Source organism: Capnocytophaga bilenii (assembly GCF_017565765.1).
GTDB lineage: Bacteria > Bacteroidota > Bacteroidia > Flavobacteriales > Flavobacteriaceae > Capnocytophaga > Capnocytophaga bilenii.
Genome location: NZ_JAGDYP010000005.1, coordinates 197530 through 213835, shown reverse-complemented (window position 1 = coordinate 213835; position 16306 = coordinate 197530). Strand labels below are relative to the sequence as shown.

The following is a 16306-nucleotide window of genomic DNA, read 5'->3' as shown; positions in this document are numbered from 1 at the left end:
ATAAATAATTATAATAATGGCGTACAAAAATGTTTTAGAGATCATTGGGAATACTCCCGAAGTAAAGATCAACAGATTGTTTGGCGAAAATGCCAATGTGTTTATTAAATTGGAGCGTTTGAACCCTGGGGGGAGCATCAAAGATCGTATTGCACTTGCAATGGTGGAAGATGCAGAAGCTAAAGGTATCTTGAACAAAGATAGCGTAATAGTAGAGCCAACTTCAGGTAATACAGGAGTAGGCTTGGCTTTGGTAGCTGCCGTAAAAGGATATAAATTGATAGTAGTAATGCCTGAATCAATGAGCATTGAGCGCCGCAAATTGGTGGCTGCATACGGTGCTGAAGTAGTGCTTACTCCTAAAGAGAAAGGAACAGGAGGTGCTGTAGCTAAAGCATTGGAAATTGCAGAAGGCAAACCTAATTATTGGGTGCCTCAACAATTCCAAAATCCTGCAAACCCTGCAGTACACGAACGCACGACAGCTCAGGAGATTTTAAAATCTTTCCCTGAAGGATTTGACTATTTTGTAACAGGAGTAGGTACTGGTGGTCATATTTCAGGGGTATCTAAGGTGCTAAAACAACACTTCCCCAACTTGAAAACTATAGCCGTAGAACCTGACCAATCTGCTGTGCTAAGCGGTGGCAAACCAGGCCCACACGCTTTGCAAGGATTAGGAACAGGTTTTATTCCTGATAACTACGATGCTTCGGTAGTAGATGAGGTGCTTCCTATTTCAAAAGAAGAAGCTTACGAGTTTGCACGCCGTTTGGCTAAAGAAGAAGGTATTTTGGCAGGTATCTCTACAGGAGCTGCTTTGGCTGCTGTAAGTAAGGTATTAGAGAAAAATCCTAAAGCTCGTATTCTGACTATAAATTACGATACAGGAGAGAGATATTGGTCTGTAGAAGGACTTTATTAATGATATATGACAATTAGAAATTAAATATTAGCGATTAGAAAAAAGCAGTTAGGAATACATCTTGACTGCTTTTTTGTATTTTTATAATCCTCATATCTCTCCAATTACTCTATTTTTATAACAAAGTGCCTCATAAATCTAAAAAATCTTTTATATATTAATTACTGATTTTCAATCATTTAAAAACAATGAGTAAAAAAACTTAAAAAAAACTTGGCAAAAAATTTGGAGAATTAAAAAAACGCCGTACCTTTGCACCCGCAAATGAGACGATAGGCGCTCAGGAGCGAATAAGAAACAACACGTACATTGACATAATGTTGTACAGCACAAAAGAAGATTTAAAGAATTAAGTGAAACCTGAAGTCAATAACTTGAAAGAGTCGGTTAGAAGATATTAAAGATTTTAACGATGAAGAGTTTGATCCTGGCTCAGGATGAACGCTAGCGGCAGGCCTAACACATGCAAGTCGAGGGATAAGCTTTCGGGCTGAAACCGGCGTACGGGTGCGTAACGCGTATACAATCTGCCTTTCACAGGGGGATAGCCCGAAGAAATTTGGATTAATACCCCATAGAATAATGGTGTGGCATCATATTATTATTAAAGCTACGGTGGTGAAAGATGAGTATGCGTTCTATTAGCTAGTTGGAGAGGTAACGGCTCCCCAAGGCAACGATAGATAGGGGTTCTGAGAGGGATGTCCCCCACACTGGTACTGAGATACGGACCAGACTCCTACGGGAGGCAGCAGTGAGGAATATTGGACAATGGTCGGAAGACTGATCCAGCCATGCCGCGTGCAGGATGAAGGTCTTATGGATTGTAAACTGCTTTTGCAGGGGAAGAATAAGGACTACGAGTAGTTTGATGACGGTACTCTGTGAATAAGCATCGGCTAACTCCGTGCCAGCAGCCGCGGTAATACGGAGGATGCGAGCGTTATCCGGAATCATTGGGTTTAAAGGGTCTGTAGGCGGGCTGGTAAGTCAGAGGTGAAAGCGCTTAGCTCAACTAAGCAACTGCCTTTGAAACTGCTGGTCTTGAATGGTTGTGAAGTAGTTGGAATGTGTAGTGTAGCGGTGAAATGCTTAGATATTACACAGAACACCGATAGCGAAGGCATATTACTAACAATTAATTGACGCTGATGGACGAAAGCGTGGGGAGCGAACAGGATTAGATACCCTGGTAGTCCACGCTGTAAACGATGGATACTAGCTGTTTGGTTTTAAAGTTTGAGTGGCTAAGCGAAAGTGATAAGTATCCCACCTGGGGAGTACGCACGCAAGTGTGAAACTCAAAGGAATTGACGGGGGCCCGCACAAGCGGTGGAGCATGTGGTTTAATTCGATGATACGCGAGGAACCTTACCAAGGTTTAAATGGTGACTGACGTACTTAGAGATAGGTATTTCTTCGGACAGTTATCAAGGTGCTGCATGGTTGTCGTCAGCTCGTGCCGTGAGGTGTCAGGTTAAGTCCTATAACGAGCGCAACCCCTGCCATTAGTTGCTAGCGAGTAAAGTCGAGCACTCTAGTGGGACTGCCGGTGCAAACCGTGAGGAAGGTGGGGATGACGTCAAATCATCACGGCCCTTACATCTTGGGCTACACACGTGCTACAATGGTCGTTACAGAGAGCAGCCACTGCGTGAGCAGGCGCGAATCTATAAAGACGATCACAGTTCGGATCGGAGTCTGCAACTCGACTCCGTGAAGCTGGAATCGCTAGTAATCGGATATCAGCCATGATCCGGTGAATACGTTCCCGGGCCTTGTACACACCGCCCGTCAAGCCATGGAAGCTGGGGGTACCTGAAGACGGTTACCGCGAGGAGCTGTTTAGGGTAAAACTAGTGACTGGGGCTAAGTCGTAACAAGGTAGCCGTACCGGAAGGTGCGGCTGGAACACCTCCTTTCTAGAGAATAACCGAAATTGATGGAGAGTTAACTTATTCTTTAAATCTTGCTGGACAACAAAAAAAAGAAAAGCAGTCTCATAGCTCAGCTGGTTAGAGCGCTACACTGATAATGTAGAGGTCGGCAGTTCGAGTCTGCCTGGGACTACAAAAAAGGAAATTCTAGAAGCTGGGATTAATTATGAATTTTGGATTGAGGATTCTAAATTAATTCATAATTCATAATTCACCATTGAGGATTTAGAATTAAAAGGGGGAATTAGCTCAGCTGGCTAGAGCACCTGCCTTGCACGCAGGGGGTCAAGGGTTCGAATCCCTTATTCTCCACAACAATTCCCCTACAAGTACTTCTCCAAAAGAGAAGGTTAGGGTGAGGAAACAGTACATTGACATATTGGGATAAAGAGCATAAGAGATCAATAATAGATTATTGATAATCTAACGAAAAATATTAAAAAGAATCAAAGAGAACGAGGTACTTTTTTAATTTAGGATTCAGAATTTAGAATTTAGAATTAAAAGAGACTACAAGCGCGAAAAGTTATGTAAGGGCGTATGGGGGATGCCTAGGCTCTCAGAGGCGAAGAAGGACGTGATAAGCTGCGAAAAGTTGCGGGGATTGGCACATACGAGTTGATCCGCAAATATCCGAATGGGGCAACCCAGTACATTGAAGATGTACTACACCGATAGGTGGGCAAACCTGCTGAACTGAAACATCTTAGTAGGCAGAGGAGAAGAAAACAAAAGTGATTCCCAGAGTAGTGGCGAGCGAAATGGGAGCAGCCCAAACCCATATTGTTACGGCAATATGGGGGTTGTAGGACCCAGATATAGGTTGTAAAGCTGGATTAGAAGTGTTTGGAAAGGCACACCGTAGAGAGTGAAAGTCTCGTATAGGTACAGCTTTATAAATCTTATGGGTATCCTGAGTAGGTCGGGGCACGTGGAACCTTGACTGAATTAGCCGGGACCATCCGGTAAGGCTAAATACTCCTGAGAGACCGATAGTGAACTAGTACCGTGAGGGAAAGGTGAAAAGAACCGTGAATAACGGAGTGAAAAAGACCCTGAAACCATACGCTTACAAGCGGTCGGAGCGGCTTTTAGCCGTAACGGCGTGCCTTTTGCATAATGAGCCTACGAGTTACTGTTACCAGCGAGGATAAGTATTTCAGATACGCATTCGCAGCGAAAGCGAGTCTTAATAGGGCGGCAATAGTTGGTAGTAGTAGACGCGAAACCTGGTGATCTACCCTTGGGCAGGTTGAAGCGCTGGTAACACAGCGTGGAGGACCGAACTGGTTGTCGTTGAAAAGACTTCGGATGACCTGAGGGTAGGGGTGAAAGGCCAATCAAACTGGGAAATAGCTCGTACTCCCCGAAATGCATTTAGGTGCAGCGTTGATAAAAAGTTTAATAGAGGTAGAGCTACTGATTGGATGCGGGGGTTTCATCGCCTACCAATTCCTGACAAACTCCGAATGCTATTAAATGTTCATCAGCAGTGAGGGTATGGGTGCTAAGGTCCATATCCGAGAGGGAAAGAACCCGGACCATCAGCTAAGGTCCCCAAATATATGCTAAGTTGACCAAACGCGGTCTGACTGCACTGACAGCTAGGATGTTGGCTTGGAAGCAGCCATACATTTAAAGAGTGCGTAACAGCTCACTAGTCGAGCGGTTGGGCATGGATAATAAACGGGCATAAGCATATTACCGAAGCTATGGGGTTATACGATGTATATACCGGTAGGGGAGCATTCTATTGGCGTAGAAGCTAAAGGCGTGAGCCGTGGTGGAGCCTAATAGAAAAGAAAATGTAGGCATAAGTAACGATAAGGCAGGTGAGAAACCTGCCCGCCGAAAGATCAAGGTTTCCTCAGCTATGCTAATCAGCTGAGGGTTAGTCGGGGACTAACGCGAACCCGAGAAGGGGTAGTGGATGTACAACGGGTTAATATTCCCGTACCATTGGTTAGAATAAAGTGACGGAATGAGGTATCTACCGCGCAGAGACGGAATACTGCGTTTAAGGTGTTGTTATGGCACTAAAAGTACACTGAGGTTTCGGCTGAAGTGAGAGTAGAGATAACGTTTCCAAGAAAAGCGATAACTAATGCCCGTACCGTAAACCGACACAGGTGATTGGGAAGAGAATTCTAAGGCGCTCGAGAGATTCATGGCTAAGGAACTAGGCAAAATAGACCTGTAACTTCGGGAGAAAGGTCGCCTATCTTATGATAGGCCGCAGTGAAAAGGTCCAAGCGACTGTTTATCAAAAACACAGGACTCTGCAAAATCGAAAGATGAGGTATAGGGTCTGACACCTGCCCGGTGCTGGAAGGTTAAGAGGAGAGCTTAGTGGTAACACGAAGGTTTGAATTGAAGCCCCAGTAAACGGCGGCCGTAACTATAACGGTCCTAAGGTAGCGAAATTCCTTGTCGGGTAAGTTCCGACCTGCACGAATGGTGTAACGATTTGGACACTGTCTCGGCCATGAGCTCGGTGAAATTGTAGTATCGGTGAAGATGCCGATTACCCGCAGTGGGACGAAAAGACCCTGTGCACCTTTACTATATCTTCGTATTGGTCTTGGATAAGTGATGCGTAGGATAGGTGGGAGACTTAGAAGCGGCTATTCTGGTAGTTGTGGAGTCGTTGTTGAAATACCACCCTTTGCTTATCTGAGGTCTAACTTTGCATAGCGCAAAGGACAATTCGTGGAGGGTAGTTTGACTGGGGTGGTCGCCTCCAAAAGTGTAACGGAGGCTTCTAAAGGTTCCCTCAGCACGCTTGGTAACCGTGCGTAGAGTGCAATGGCATAAGGGGGCTTGACTGAGAGACTTACAAGTCGATCAGGTACGAAAGTAGAGCATAGTGATCCGGTGGTTCCGTATGGAAGGGCCATCGCTCAAAGGATAAAAGGTACGCCGGGGATAACAGGCTGATCTCCCCCAAGAGCTCACATCGACGGGGGGGTTTGGCACCTCGATGTCGGCTCGTCACATCCTGGGGCTGGAGAAGGTCCCAAGGGTTGGGCTGTTCGCCCATTAAAGTGGCACGCGAGCTGGGTTCAGAACGTCGTGAGACAGTTCGGTCTCTATCTACTGTGGGCGTTAGAAATTTGCGTGGTACTGACTCTAGTACGAGAGGACCGAGTTGGACGCACCACTGGTGTATCTGTTGTCTTGCCAAGGGCATCGCAGAGTAGCTAAGTGCGGATGGGATAAGTGCTGAAAGCATATAAGTACGAAACCCACCACAAGATTAGATTTCTTTTAAGGGTCGTGGGAGATGACCACGTTGATAGGTTACAGGTGTAACGGTGGTAACATCATAGCCGAGTAATACTAATAACCCGTAGACTTTTTGCGCAGCCTTCTTTTTAAGAGGAGTAGTTAGTTAAAGATATGCTTTTTATCCTTGTATGTTAAAATATTATGGGCTATTGATTAATATAAAATATAGTCTAAAAGATTTAAGGTGGTTATAGTCAAAGGTCTCACCTCTTACCATTCCGAACAGAGCAGTTAAACCTTTTAGCGCAGATGGTACTACGGTTACGTGGGAGAGTATGTCGCCGCCTTCTTATAAAAGAGCAATTCAGTAATGAGTTGCTCTTTTTTTTGTTTGCTGAATTTTAATTGAGGTTAAGCCGTGCTCTACTGCAAAAACCTTTTTAAATTCCTTCTTAGGAACATTGTAGTAAAGTGTTAAATAACGTATTTTTAGGCTGTAAAATTGCGGTTATTTAGTTTCTATAGAAAATAAACTTATGGTCAAATAGAGGGCTTTATAACACGTTAAAAATGAAAATTGACTTGTACGACTCCAACTTTAGCAAATCGGCTTTCCCACGTATCCATTTGAGCTTTGGGATCGAAACTTCTATAGTCGCGGCGTATATTGTATTTAAAAAAGAACCCGGGTTCTGTAGAAAGCGAGAAATTCTTACTTAACTTGTATTGTATCCCAAAAAATGGATTCAATGCTATGCTTGTAAAGTATTGTTGTCGGTCTTTGTAGTATAAGTGTCGTCCCCATATATCTATACCATAGTAAAAACTCCATTGTTGGTAGTTTTTATATACCCTATCAATGCCTACTTTTAGGGCTATTTCATAAAGGCTATCGGTATGGTTGTTAGCACTATAGTCACCACCTATTCTATAAGCCCAAGTTGCATTTTTTAGATAGCGGTATTCTAATAAAAATGTATTACTATCATTAGGAAAGGCTGCGTTAATAAAACGCGAAATTCCTATACCTATCTGATGTTGTGGTGAAGAAGAAAGGCTATCAGTAGTTGTAAAAATAGCATTGCCCTCTTGAGCGAAAGCAATGCTATTGATGGTGATAAATAAGATAAATAATATCTTTTTCATTTTTATTTATAGGTTAAAAAAGCGACCGAAAATATTTTTTATTTTCTCTTCAAAATCTTCTATATAACTTTCAGCTTTTTGTTTTGAGCCGTCAGAGAAGATAAAGAGAAGATCTGAATCGCCCCTATTATCTTCTTCTACTTTCACATCAGCTATTTTTTTATTGTTCTTATAAAGTTCCGCCTTAATGTATGTATTCAAGTCTATTCCTTGAAGGTTATTTATTTTCTTTCCAGCTTTGTGTACTGATTTGATATCAGCATTAGCAATTATTTGAAATTTATCTTGAAAAGCTATTACATTAATAGATTCTACGGCTTCTTCAAACGATGTAAAGCTATCTAAATCGTCTGAAGTAAGTTTTACATTAGCTGCTAATCCTGTAGCACAACCTTGTTGCGAACTAAAATTGAAGTTAAAATTGTAATGTGCATTTTCTCTTTTAAAGAATTTAATTGTAGTGTTAAATGGATTGGTATAGATGCTCAAGTCAATGGCAATAGGAGTAATACCTTTACCTAATTTTTTGAACTGAGCATTACGAAGGGTTATTTCAAGCATTTTAGTATTATCTACCGAGATCAAAAGATGTGCACTCTTAACAAGAAATCTCTTTTGATTGTCTATAAATATTTCTTCATCAGTATAGCTATCTATTTCAGCTCGTGCGTTGTTGGTTGTACTAGAAGCCGTAGCAGGAAATAGAAGTACAATTTTATTATTAGCTTCTTTATTCCAGCTTTTGCTTGTATTATCCCAAGTATAGGTGCCTTTAAATTTATTGAAGTCAAACCTATCGTTATCTTTTGATGAATTAATATCATTTATATAAGTTTCTTCAAATTTCTCTCCTAATTTAGCAAACCAAACATCATCTTGTTTTGAAGTTTTAGCAATAGCATTGTAAAGGAAATTTGCAAAACCTCCATCATTAGCCTTTTGTAGGCAATTGTAAAAGCTATCCATAGTCGCTTTTACTTCTGCTTTAGCTTCTTCAGCCGAATACTTTGGAGTATCGCTGTTGCCATTGCTGTCATCTTTACCACAACCTATAAAAGTTGCAATAATTAAAATACCAAATAAAATTCTTTTCATTGTTTTTATATATTTCTTAATTTTGGGTGCATAGTTACAACATTTTTATATATCTCACAAGTTTTTTAGTATTTATTTTTACAAAAAAATCTAACTTCTTTATTATCAATGAGAAAAATAACTATATTTGCTTAAAAATAGGCATATTATCAGAACAATCATTCAACAAAGAGCTACTTGTGGGTGGAATTGGCACATAATTTGAACATCAGTAAATGAAATTTATACTTGCGTAATACTTATTATGGCGATACTACAGGTCCCGATGTGATTAGAACTGCCCAGCAAATCGGCGATTTTCAGTTTGATAGCTACGGACACCAAGTAATACGTGGCAAACTTATTACCGACCTTTCGCTGGCTTATAATTTTACCGAAAAAGCGACCCTCACTTTGGGAGTAAATAACCTTTTTGATATCTATCCCGAAAAGAATGTAAAAGCGAATAATAACAACGATCAGTTTGTTTATTCTCGTGCTACTTCTCAGTTTGGTCTTAATGGGCGTTATATCTTTGCAAGAGCTTCCTTTAAACTATTCTAACAATGCGCATTTCATTTTATCTTGCTTATATTTATTATCGCAAGTTATTTCCTAAGGGTGATGTACTCACAATAGCCTCACTTATAGCAGTAGCAGGCTATGCTTTGTACGGCCTATATCATCATTACGATAGTCTGCACTATTTGCTATGGGGCTTACCCTTAGGAACACTTGCTTATCATTACCAGCGAAAAGACCTAACACTACTGAAAGTACAACCTCAGTATCCTCTTGCTATCATAGGAGAATACCTCGTTGAAAACCTTCTACCTTTGCTTTTGATGTTTTGGAAAGCCGATTTTATAACAGCTATAGGGGTAATAATCCTATTAGTCATCATTGCTTTTTTGCCTCAGCAAAATTGGGTAATACGCTACCCTTTTTCGCTATCCGACCCCTTTTGGCACATTAGTTTTCGTCAGTATAAACTAATAATAATGCTCCCCATTGCCATTGCACTTATAATTATAGGAGCAATGTATGCCAATCCCAATATCGCTCTTTTTGCTTTGGCTATAACAGCTTTAACAGGCTGTATGCCTTATTTTGAAAGAGAGTACAAAGCACATATAGTAGTAGCTACCCATAAAGGGAAAGATTACCTATTACAGCAGCTTAAAGCAGGTATATACAACAGCACCTTACTTTTTGCACCTGTGCTTATCACTTACTTTATTTGCTTTAAGTGGCAATATATAGAGGTACTGCCTCTGTATATTGCCATTCCTGCTATAGGAGTACTTACCAAATATACCTTCTGGAAACAACCCTTAGGACAAGGATTTGCCCTGCTGGCAATTACTATCGGGATAATCTACATCATACCTATAATGGCAATCCCCTATTTTTATTATTTAGCAATACGAAATATTAAGAAAATACAATATGCTGAACATTCTCATTAAAGAAAAACACTATTCTGACAGAAAAATACTTGAAAACATACAACTTAACCTCTCCAGAACAGGAATTTATGGCGTTGTAGGAAAAAATGGTTCAGGAAAAACTACTTTTTTTAAATGTTTATCAGGTTTAACCTCATTTAAAGGCGAAGTAAAGTACAATAATAAAAAATTACCACCACAACAAGTAGGTTTTTTACCTACCGAACCCTATTTGTATGAGCATCTTACCGTAGGTGAGTTTTATACCTTTTACAGTTTGTTATTAGGGATAAAAACCAATAACCATATGCCCTTTCAGGTAGATAAATCATTGCTCATCAGGGAACTATCTACAGGAATGCGCAAAAAAGTCTATTTGAATGCCATATTGCAAAAAGACTATAGCTTCTATATTTTTGACGAACCCTTCAACGGCTTAGATATCACTTCAGTTTATCAAGTAAAAAAGTTATTAGGCGAGCTTTCGCAACAACATATAGTGTTAGTATCATCACATATTATAGAAACCTTAGCCGATTGCGAACAATTATTTTTAGTAAATAATAAAGAGCTACAGAGTTTTGCACCCTCAGCACTCAATGAGATAGCCACCTTACTGAGTGAGCCATAAAGATAAAAATGTCTCACCGAACCTTCAGCGAAGGATGAGCGAAGGTTGAGCGAAGGATAAAACACACCGAGCTGGCACAGTCGAGTATGTGCTTATACCCCCATATAAAAAAATAATCCTAAAATTTGCATATGTCATATTTTTGTACTACCTTTGTAGGCAAAAGAATACTTAAAAAAAGATATGTTACTCATCAATCATCAAGAACAAACGCTTACAGATACCGATGTATTAGTAGCGTTAGGCGAGGAGTGCAAGCTTATTTTATACAATGATGATGTAAATACCTTTGATTATGTGATAGATACACTCGTGCAAGTGTGCCATCATACATTTGAACAAGCCGAACAGTGTGCCATTATTGTCCATTTCAAAGGCAAATGCGATGTGAAGTTAGGAAGTTATGAAGTGCTTGTGCCCTACTGCATAGGGCTTTTAGATGCTGGACTTTCAGCAGAAATAGAAGAATAGTATAATTAATATTATCAAAAAGTGGAACTAAAATTATCAAAACCTATTTGTTTTTTCGATCTTGAAACTACAGGAATTGACATTACCAAAGATCGTATCGTAGAAATCTCAATCCTAAAAGTATATCCTAACGGAAATAAAGAAAGCAAAACGTGGAAAGTAAACCCTACCATTCCCATACCCCCAACAGCTTCTGCAGTACACAAAATAACCGATGAAATGGTAGCCAACGAACCTACTTTTAAAGAGCTGGCAAAACAGATATACGATATGATAAAAGGTGCCGATTTGGCAGGATACAACTCCGATAGGTTCGATATTCCACTACTTGCCGAAGAAATGTGCCGCGCAGGCATTGATTTCAGTCTCGGCAAAAGCGTAACTATTGATGTACAAACCATCTTCCACAAAATGGAGCAACGAACCCTCTCGGCTGCTTACAAATTCTATTGTGGCAAAGACCTTAACGATGCCCATAGTGCCTCAGCCGATACCAACGCTACCTACGAAATACTCAAAGCCCAGCTCGACCGCTATGACGAGCTGGAAAACGACATCAAAAAGCTTAGCGACTTTACCTCTCGCAAGCAAGCAGTTGATTTCGCAGGTTTTATAGCTTATAATGACAAAGGCGAAGAAATATTTACTTTCGGAAAACACAAGGGAAAACGCATAACCGATGTACTACTGAACGAACCTGGCTACTTCGGTTGGCTACAAAATGCTGATTTTCCTCTTTATACAAAAAAAATACTTTCCGATATAAAACTTCGCCGCTTGCAGCAATAAATAGGTGCTTATTCACCATACTGATTTATTAACACCTTACCCCAATGGAAACAGAATATTATACCCCAGAAGAAAAAGCAGCTATAGAGGAAAAATATAACGAACTCCTAAGTGTTAGCTACCAAACACTTAATGAGGAAGATAAAAAACTAATTCGCTTGGCTTTTGATACCGCTGTTGAAGCCCATAAAAGCCAACGAAGAAAAAGCGGCGAACCTTATATTTTTCACCCCATAGCAGTAGCAAGAATAGTGGCAGCTCAAATAGGATTAGATGCTACCTCTATCAGTGCTGCCTTGCTACACGATGTGGTTGAAGATACCAGCTATACCAATGAAGATATGGAACGTATCTTTGGTAAAACAATAGCCCATATAGTAGCAGGACTTACCAAAATATCACACCTCAGTAGAGAAAATGATATTTCATTGCAAGCCGAAAACTTCAGAAAGTTGCTGCTAACAATGAATGATGATGTAAGGGTAATACTTATCAAAATTGCCGACCGCTTGCACAATATGCAAACAATGGACGCTATGGCTGAATACAAACAAACCAAAATAGCCTCGGAAACATTGTATATCTACGCCCCCATAGCACACCGCATAGGATTGTACAACATCAAAACCGAACTCGAAGATTTATCACTCAAATATACCGACCCAGAACGCTACTTTATGATTCTCGGAAAAATGGAAGAATCTAAAGAAGAACAACAATCCTACATCAATGACTTTACCAAAATAGTAGCCAAATCGTTAGACGAACAAAAATTAGACTATTATATAAAAGGACGCCCTAAATCTATTTACTCTATCAATAGAAAGATGGAATCTCAAGGGGTGAGTTTTGAAGAAGTGTATGACAAGTTTGCCATACGCATCATTTATAAAAGTGACCCTTCCGAAGAAAAATTCTTAGCTTGGAAAATCTATTCCATAGTCACCGACCACTTTCGCCCTAACCCTACACGCTTGCGCGACTGGATATCATCACCTAAATCCACAGGGTACGAAGCACTACACATTACCGTAATGGGACCTAAAGGAAAATGGGTAGAAGTACAGATACGCAGCGAGCGTATGCACGAAATAGCCGAAAAAGGCTATGCAGCACACTTCAAATACAAACACGGCGATCAAAAAGAAGAAGGTATAGAAGTATGGCTCAATAGGCTTCAAGAAGTCTTTGAAAATAGCGATACCAATGCTGTAGATTTCGTAGAAGATTTTAAACTAAACCTTTATTCTAAAGAAATATTCGTCTTTACCCCTAATGGCGATATAAAATCACTCCCCAAAGGGGCTACTCCTTTAGATTTTGCTTTCTGTATTCACACAGGAGTAGGATTAAAAACGCGCGGTGCGAAGGTAAATAACAAGTTAGTACCTCTAAACTATGTACTGAAAAGCGGCGATACAGTAGAAGTTATTACTTCTGAAAATACCAAACCTACAAAAAACTGGCTAAACTACGCCACCACCTCTAAGGCACGAAGTAAGATAAAAAATGCACTGAAAGAAGAAACCAAAGAGGTAGCTTCAGAAGGTAAAGAAATACTTATCAGGAAGCTAAAACAGCTGAAAATTTCACTTACCGAAGATGTAGTAAATGATTTGGTAAGTTATTTCAAAACAAAGACAAGTTTAGATATTTACTATCAAGCAGGAACAGGTGAGATTACAAACCAAATGCTAAAAGAGTTTGCCTCACATCGCAGTTCATTCTTTGGCTTTTTCAAAAGTAAAACAGTAAAAAAAGCCTCTGATGAACCCACATATTCCCCTGATAAGCACTACGACAGCATTGTATTTGGCAAAGAAGAAGAAACCCTTGATTATACATTTTCAAAATGCTGTAACCCCATTCCAGGTGACCCTATCTTTGGCTTTGTAACTATCAATGAAGGGGTAAAGGTGCATAAAAAAACTTGCCCCAACGCAATATCAATGCAATCAAACTATGCCTATCGCATTATACAAGCCAAATGGATAAAATCAGATGAGCAAGATTTTAAAGTAAGTTTAAAAATTAGTGGTATAGATCGCAATGGGCTTATCAGCGATATTTCAAAGGTAATATTAGATAGTAAATTTGTGAAACTTACCAATATAAATATAGACACCGAAGGTAATGTATTTAGTGGTAAAGTATCAATTTCTATTAATAATAACGCTACTCTTAAAAAACTGATGCAGGATATAAAAGCTATAAAAGGAGTAGATAAAGTTATACGATTATAATATGCGAAAATTAGCTAATAGTGAGCTTCAGCGTTTAGATGTAACAACGTTCAAAGAAGCAGCCAAAACACCTATAATAGTAGTTTTAGACAATGTTCGTAGCCTTAATAATGTAGGCTCGGTATTTCGCACTGCAGATGCTTTTTTGATAGAGAAAATATATCTTTGTGGTATTACAGCCACCCCTCCTAATAAAGAGATACACAAAACAGCTTTAGGAGCTACCGATAGCGTAGAATGGCAATACATAGCCGATACACTTGAGGTAGTAAAACAGCTTAAGAATGAAGGAGTACGCATAGTGAGTGTTGAGCAAGCAGAGTATGCTACTATGCTACAAGATTTTACTCCTGTAAAAGACACTAAGTACGCTGTTATCTTTGGTAATGAAGTGAAAGGAGTTGCACAAGAAGTAGTATCAGCATCAGATGAAGTGATTGAAATACCACAATATGGCACCAAACATTCCTTAAATGTCTCAGTGAGTGCAGGAATTGTACTATGGGAGTTGCTAATGAAATTAAAAAAAGCCTGATAGCAATTATATCAGGCTTTTTTAATGTTTTTATCTTTTCTTTCTACAAGTTCAACGTATTGCATAGAGAATATTTCTACATTGGCTTGCTTAAAAATATTTTGGATATTCTTCACCAAGTCAGATTTTATAAAGTACATATTTTCAGGAAGGAAAGTATAAGCATTTAGCTCATATAAAGCATTTACCTCGCCTAACGATAACTGAAAAATATAAGGGTGAGGTTTAGGCGATATGCCATTGGTCATTAAAGCTGCTTCTATAAGTAATTCTTCTATTAGATTATCGGGGTAATCATAGCGTACTTTTATATGTACATTTAGAGCTAAACCTATTTCTTTTCCAATAGAAGAATAATTCATAGTAGCCCCTCCTAAAATAGCCGAATTAGGTATTGTTACATCTTCATTATTAATAGTTTTCAACCGAGTTACTAAAGCGTTTTTTTCTATTACAACCCCTATTATTTCCCCAGATTTTATCCAATCGCCTACCTGAAATGGGCGCATATAACTAATAAAAAAACCTGCAATTGCATTAGAAATTGCTGATGAAGACCCCAATGATATAAGTACCCCTAAAAACATAGAAATACCTTTAAAGGCATCACTATCTGAGCCTGGCAGATGAGGAAATATAATTACTAATGCAAGTACATAAAGCATAGTACGTATTAGTACATAGGTAATATGAGCCCATTCGGGGTGGAAACCTCTAATTTTCAAGATACCACGCTCTATTTCTAAAGCAAAAAAGCGAAATATCTTTAATATATAGCGTGTGATAACAATAATAACTATAATATTAAATAAATGGGGTAAATATCCGATAATTGCTTTTCCTACATCTTTAATAGGATCTGAAAACCAATGTGTTATAATTTTCGATAAGTGCTGTGTAGAAGGGAATATATCAAAGATTAGAGGAATAATAGTTACTATTAAGAATAAGAATATAATAGCTTTTACAACTCCTAATATTTTTAAAAGTACTTTTACAATACGTTTTCTCTTGATAAGCTCATAATTCTTTATTTTGATACCTGTTAAAAAACGATGTTCAGAATTTATAATAAGCCTTCTTAGAAAACGAAATAGCTTATTGATACCCCATATAAGCACAAAAGCTATCAAGAGTACCAAGCATAGCTCTCCTAAACGTATGAGTACCGCTTTGAGGCTGTTTTGCTCTTGTACTTAGTGATAACATTTTTAATAATATTTATGTACTTTGTAGCCAAATCATTTTGGTTTGTATTCTCCCAAAGAGCATCTACTATTGTGATACTAGCAATAATTTTATTTTGATATGCTACTGATAAGCAATCGCTTAGAGGCATAATTTTGATAGAGTCAGCTACAAAAAAGGATCTTCATACAGTTCTTTTAGTTTATCTTCTACATATTTAGCTCGTGTTTCTACATCGTAAGGTCCGTAAGAGTTGTACAAGTAAAAGAGTGTATCTTTTTGAAAAACAACAGGTATCCCTCGTATTTTGGCACGTAATTGTTCAATTTCTTTTTCTTTTTTGGCAGTAGCTATAGAGTCGGCTGTACTTTTAGTGTCATTATTTGTTTTTTTTGCATTAATAAGCTCCTGTATTTCATTCAGTAATAAGGCTATACACACAGAATCTTTTTGCCTAAACTACTTAATAATTTCTATTTCTCTTTGTACATCTTTATTTGTAAGAGTATCGTGGGGCTGAGCTTGCAACCCACACACACTTAATAATAAACATATTATAACAATAAATTTATAATGCATTTTTAAAATGATAATTATACTGCAAATATACGATTTTTTTTTGAAATCTTCAAAAAATAAAAAACTTCAGTAAAGTTTTTTATAACTCTACCAAAGTTTTTAAAAAATATAA

12 protein-coding genes, 2 tRNA genes and 3 rRNA genes are annotated in these 16306 nt (G+C 38.7%); 13 read left to right on the top strand and 4 right to left on the bottom strand.

What is annotated here, in order from left to right; genetic code table 11:
* Positions 1-16 precede the first annotated feature (16 nt).
* From cysK to rrf, 6 genes are all read left to right on the top strand, one after another.
* Complete coding sequence (gene cysK, locus J4N46_RS08205) at positions 17-925, top strand: cysteine synthase A (RefSeq protein WP_009414851.1); 909 nt, start codon at positions 17-19, stop codon at positions 923-925.
* A 409-nt stretch (positions 926-1334) separates the two neighbouring features.
* Positions 1335-2847 (top strand): 16S ribosomal RNA (locus J4N46_RS08200).
* A gap of 74 nt (positions 2848-2921) precedes the next feature.
* Positions 2922-2995 (top strand) — tRNA-Ile (locus J4N46_RS08195).
* A 105-nt stretch (positions 2996-3100) separates the two neighbouring features.
* Positions 3101-3174, top strand: a tRNA-Ala gene (locus tag J4N46_RS08190).
* Positions 3175-3381: 207 nt separating this feature from the next.
* A 23S ribosomal RNA gene (locus J4N46_RS08185) occupies positions 3382-6225 on the top strand.
* 105 nt (positions 6226-6330) lie between these two features.
* Positions 6331-6440 (top strand): 5S ribosomal RNA (rrf, locus tag J4N46_RS08180).
* The 16S, 23S and 5S rRNA genes sit together here with 2 tRNA genes alongside, the layout of an rRNA operon.
* 214 nt (positions 6441-6654) lie before the next feature.
* Here the strand turns inward: rrf and J4N46_RS08175 are convergent.
* Entirely contained in the window at positions 6655-7236 is a 582-nt protein-coding gene (locus tag J4N46_RS08175; RefSeq protein ID WP_208058894.1) for a hypothetical protein, read from the bottom strand.
* Between the two features lie 6 nt (positions 7237-7242).
* A complete protein-coding gene (locus J4N46_RS08170; protein WP_208058893.1) occupies positions 7243-8331 on the bottom strand; it encodes a hypothetical protein in 1089 nt (362 codons plus the stop codon).
* Positions 8332-8559: 228 nt separating this feature from the next.
* Here J4N46_RS08170 and J4N46_RS08165 point away from each other — a divergent pair, with 228 nt between their 5' ends.
* The 7 genes from J4N46_RS08165 to J4N46_RS08135 all read left to right on the top strand — a co-directional run bounded on the left by J4N46_RS08165 (position 8560) and on the right by J4N46_RS08135 (position 14427).
* Positions 8560-8874 carry a TonB-dependent receptor gene (locus J4N46_RS08165; protein WP_236013886.1) on the top strand — a complete coding sequence of 105 codons (315 nt, stop codon included), beginning with the start codon at positions 8560-8562 and terminating at the stop codon, positions 8872-8874.
* A 2-nt stretch (positions 8875-8876) separates the two neighbouring features.
* The gene (locus J4N46_RS08160) at positions 8877-9779 is read left to right on the top strand and encodes an ABC transporter permease (RefSeq protein ID WP_208058892.1); all 903 of its coding nucleotides are present in this window, start codon (positions 8877-8879) and stop codon (positions 9777-9779) included.
* A complete protein-coding gene (locus J4N46_RS08155; RefSeq protein ID WP_208058891.1) occupies positions 9760-10389 on the top strand; it encodes an ATP-binding cassette domain-containing protein in 630 nt (209 codons plus the stop codon). Before J4N46_RS08160 ends, J4N46_RS08155 begins: the two co-directional genes overlap by 20 nt.
* 183 nt (positions 10390-10572) lie before the next feature.
* Entirely contained in the window at positions 10573-10860 is a 288-nt protein-coding gene (locus tag J4N46_RS08150) for an ATP-dependent Clp protease adaptor ClpS (RefSeq protein WP_009414665.1), read from the top strand.
* 21 nt (positions 10861-10881) lie between these two features.
* A complete protein-coding gene (locus J4N46_RS08145; RefSeq protein WP_009414664.1) occupies positions 10882-11649 on the top strand; it encodes a 3'-5' exonuclease in 768 nt (255 codons plus the stop codon).
* 44 nt (positions 11650-11693) lie between these two features.
* A complete protein-coding gene (locus tag J4N46_RS08140) occupies positions 11694-13892 on the top strand; it encodes a RelA/SpoT family protein (RefSeq protein ID WP_208058890.1) in 2199 nt (732 codons plus the stop codon).
* Between the two features lies 1 nt (position 13893).
* A complete protein-coding gene (locus tag J4N46_RS08135) occupies positions 13894-14427 on the top strand; it encodes an RNA methyltransferase (RefSeq protein ID WP_208058889.1) in 534 nt (177 codons plus the stop codon).
* Positions 14428-14438: 11 nt separating this feature from the next.
* On the opposite strand, the gene J4N46_RS12690 is transcribed toward J4N46_RS08135, so the two are convergent.
* Positions 14439-15569 (bottom strand): mechanosensitive ion channel family protein, encoded by a 1131-nt coding sequence (locus J4N46_RS12690; RefSeq protein ID WP_236013884.1) that lies wholly within the window; start codon positions 15567-15569, stop codon positions 14439-14441.
* Positions 15570-15783: 214 nt separating this feature from the next.
* Entirely contained in the window at positions 15784-16056 is a 273-nt protein-coding gene (locus J4N46_RS12685; RefSeq protein ID WP_236013883.1) for a hypothetical protein, read from the bottom strand.
* Positions 16057-16306: the final 250 nt, after the last annotated feature.

Bases quoted from the DNA above. Each gene is read 5' to 3' on its own strand.
- J4N46_RS08140 (WP_208058890.1), top strand. From the start codon at position 11,694: ATGGAAACAGAATATTATACCCCAGAAGAAAAAGCAGCTATAGAGGAA.
- J4N46_RS08135 (WP_208058889.1), top strand. From the start codon at position 13,894: ATGCGAAAATTAGCTAATAGTGAGCTTCAGCGTTTAGATGTAACAACG.
- J4N46_RS08160 (WP_208058892.1), top strand. From the start codon at position 8,877: ATGCGCATTTCATTTTATCTTGCTTATATTTATTATCGCAAGTTATTT.
- cysK (WP_009414851.1), top strand. From the start codon at position 17: ATGGCGTACAAAAATGTTTTAGAGATCATTGGGAATACTCCCGAAGTA.
- J4N46_RS08175 (WP_208058894.1), bottom strand. From the start codon at position 7,236: ATGAAAAAGATATTATTTATCTTATTTATCACCATCAATAGCATTGCT.
- J4N46_RS08150 (WP_009414665.1), top strand. From the start codon at position 10,573: ATGTTACTCATCAATCATCAAGAACAAACGCTTACAGATACCGATGTA.
- J4N46_RS08155 (WP_208058891.1), top strand. From the start codon at position 9,760: ATGCTGAACATTCTCATTAAAGAAAAACACTATTCTGACAGAAAAATA.
- J4N46_RS08170 (WP_208058893.1), bottom strand. From the start codon at position 8,331: ATGAAAAGAATTTTATTTGGTATTTTAATTATTGCAACTTTTATAGGT.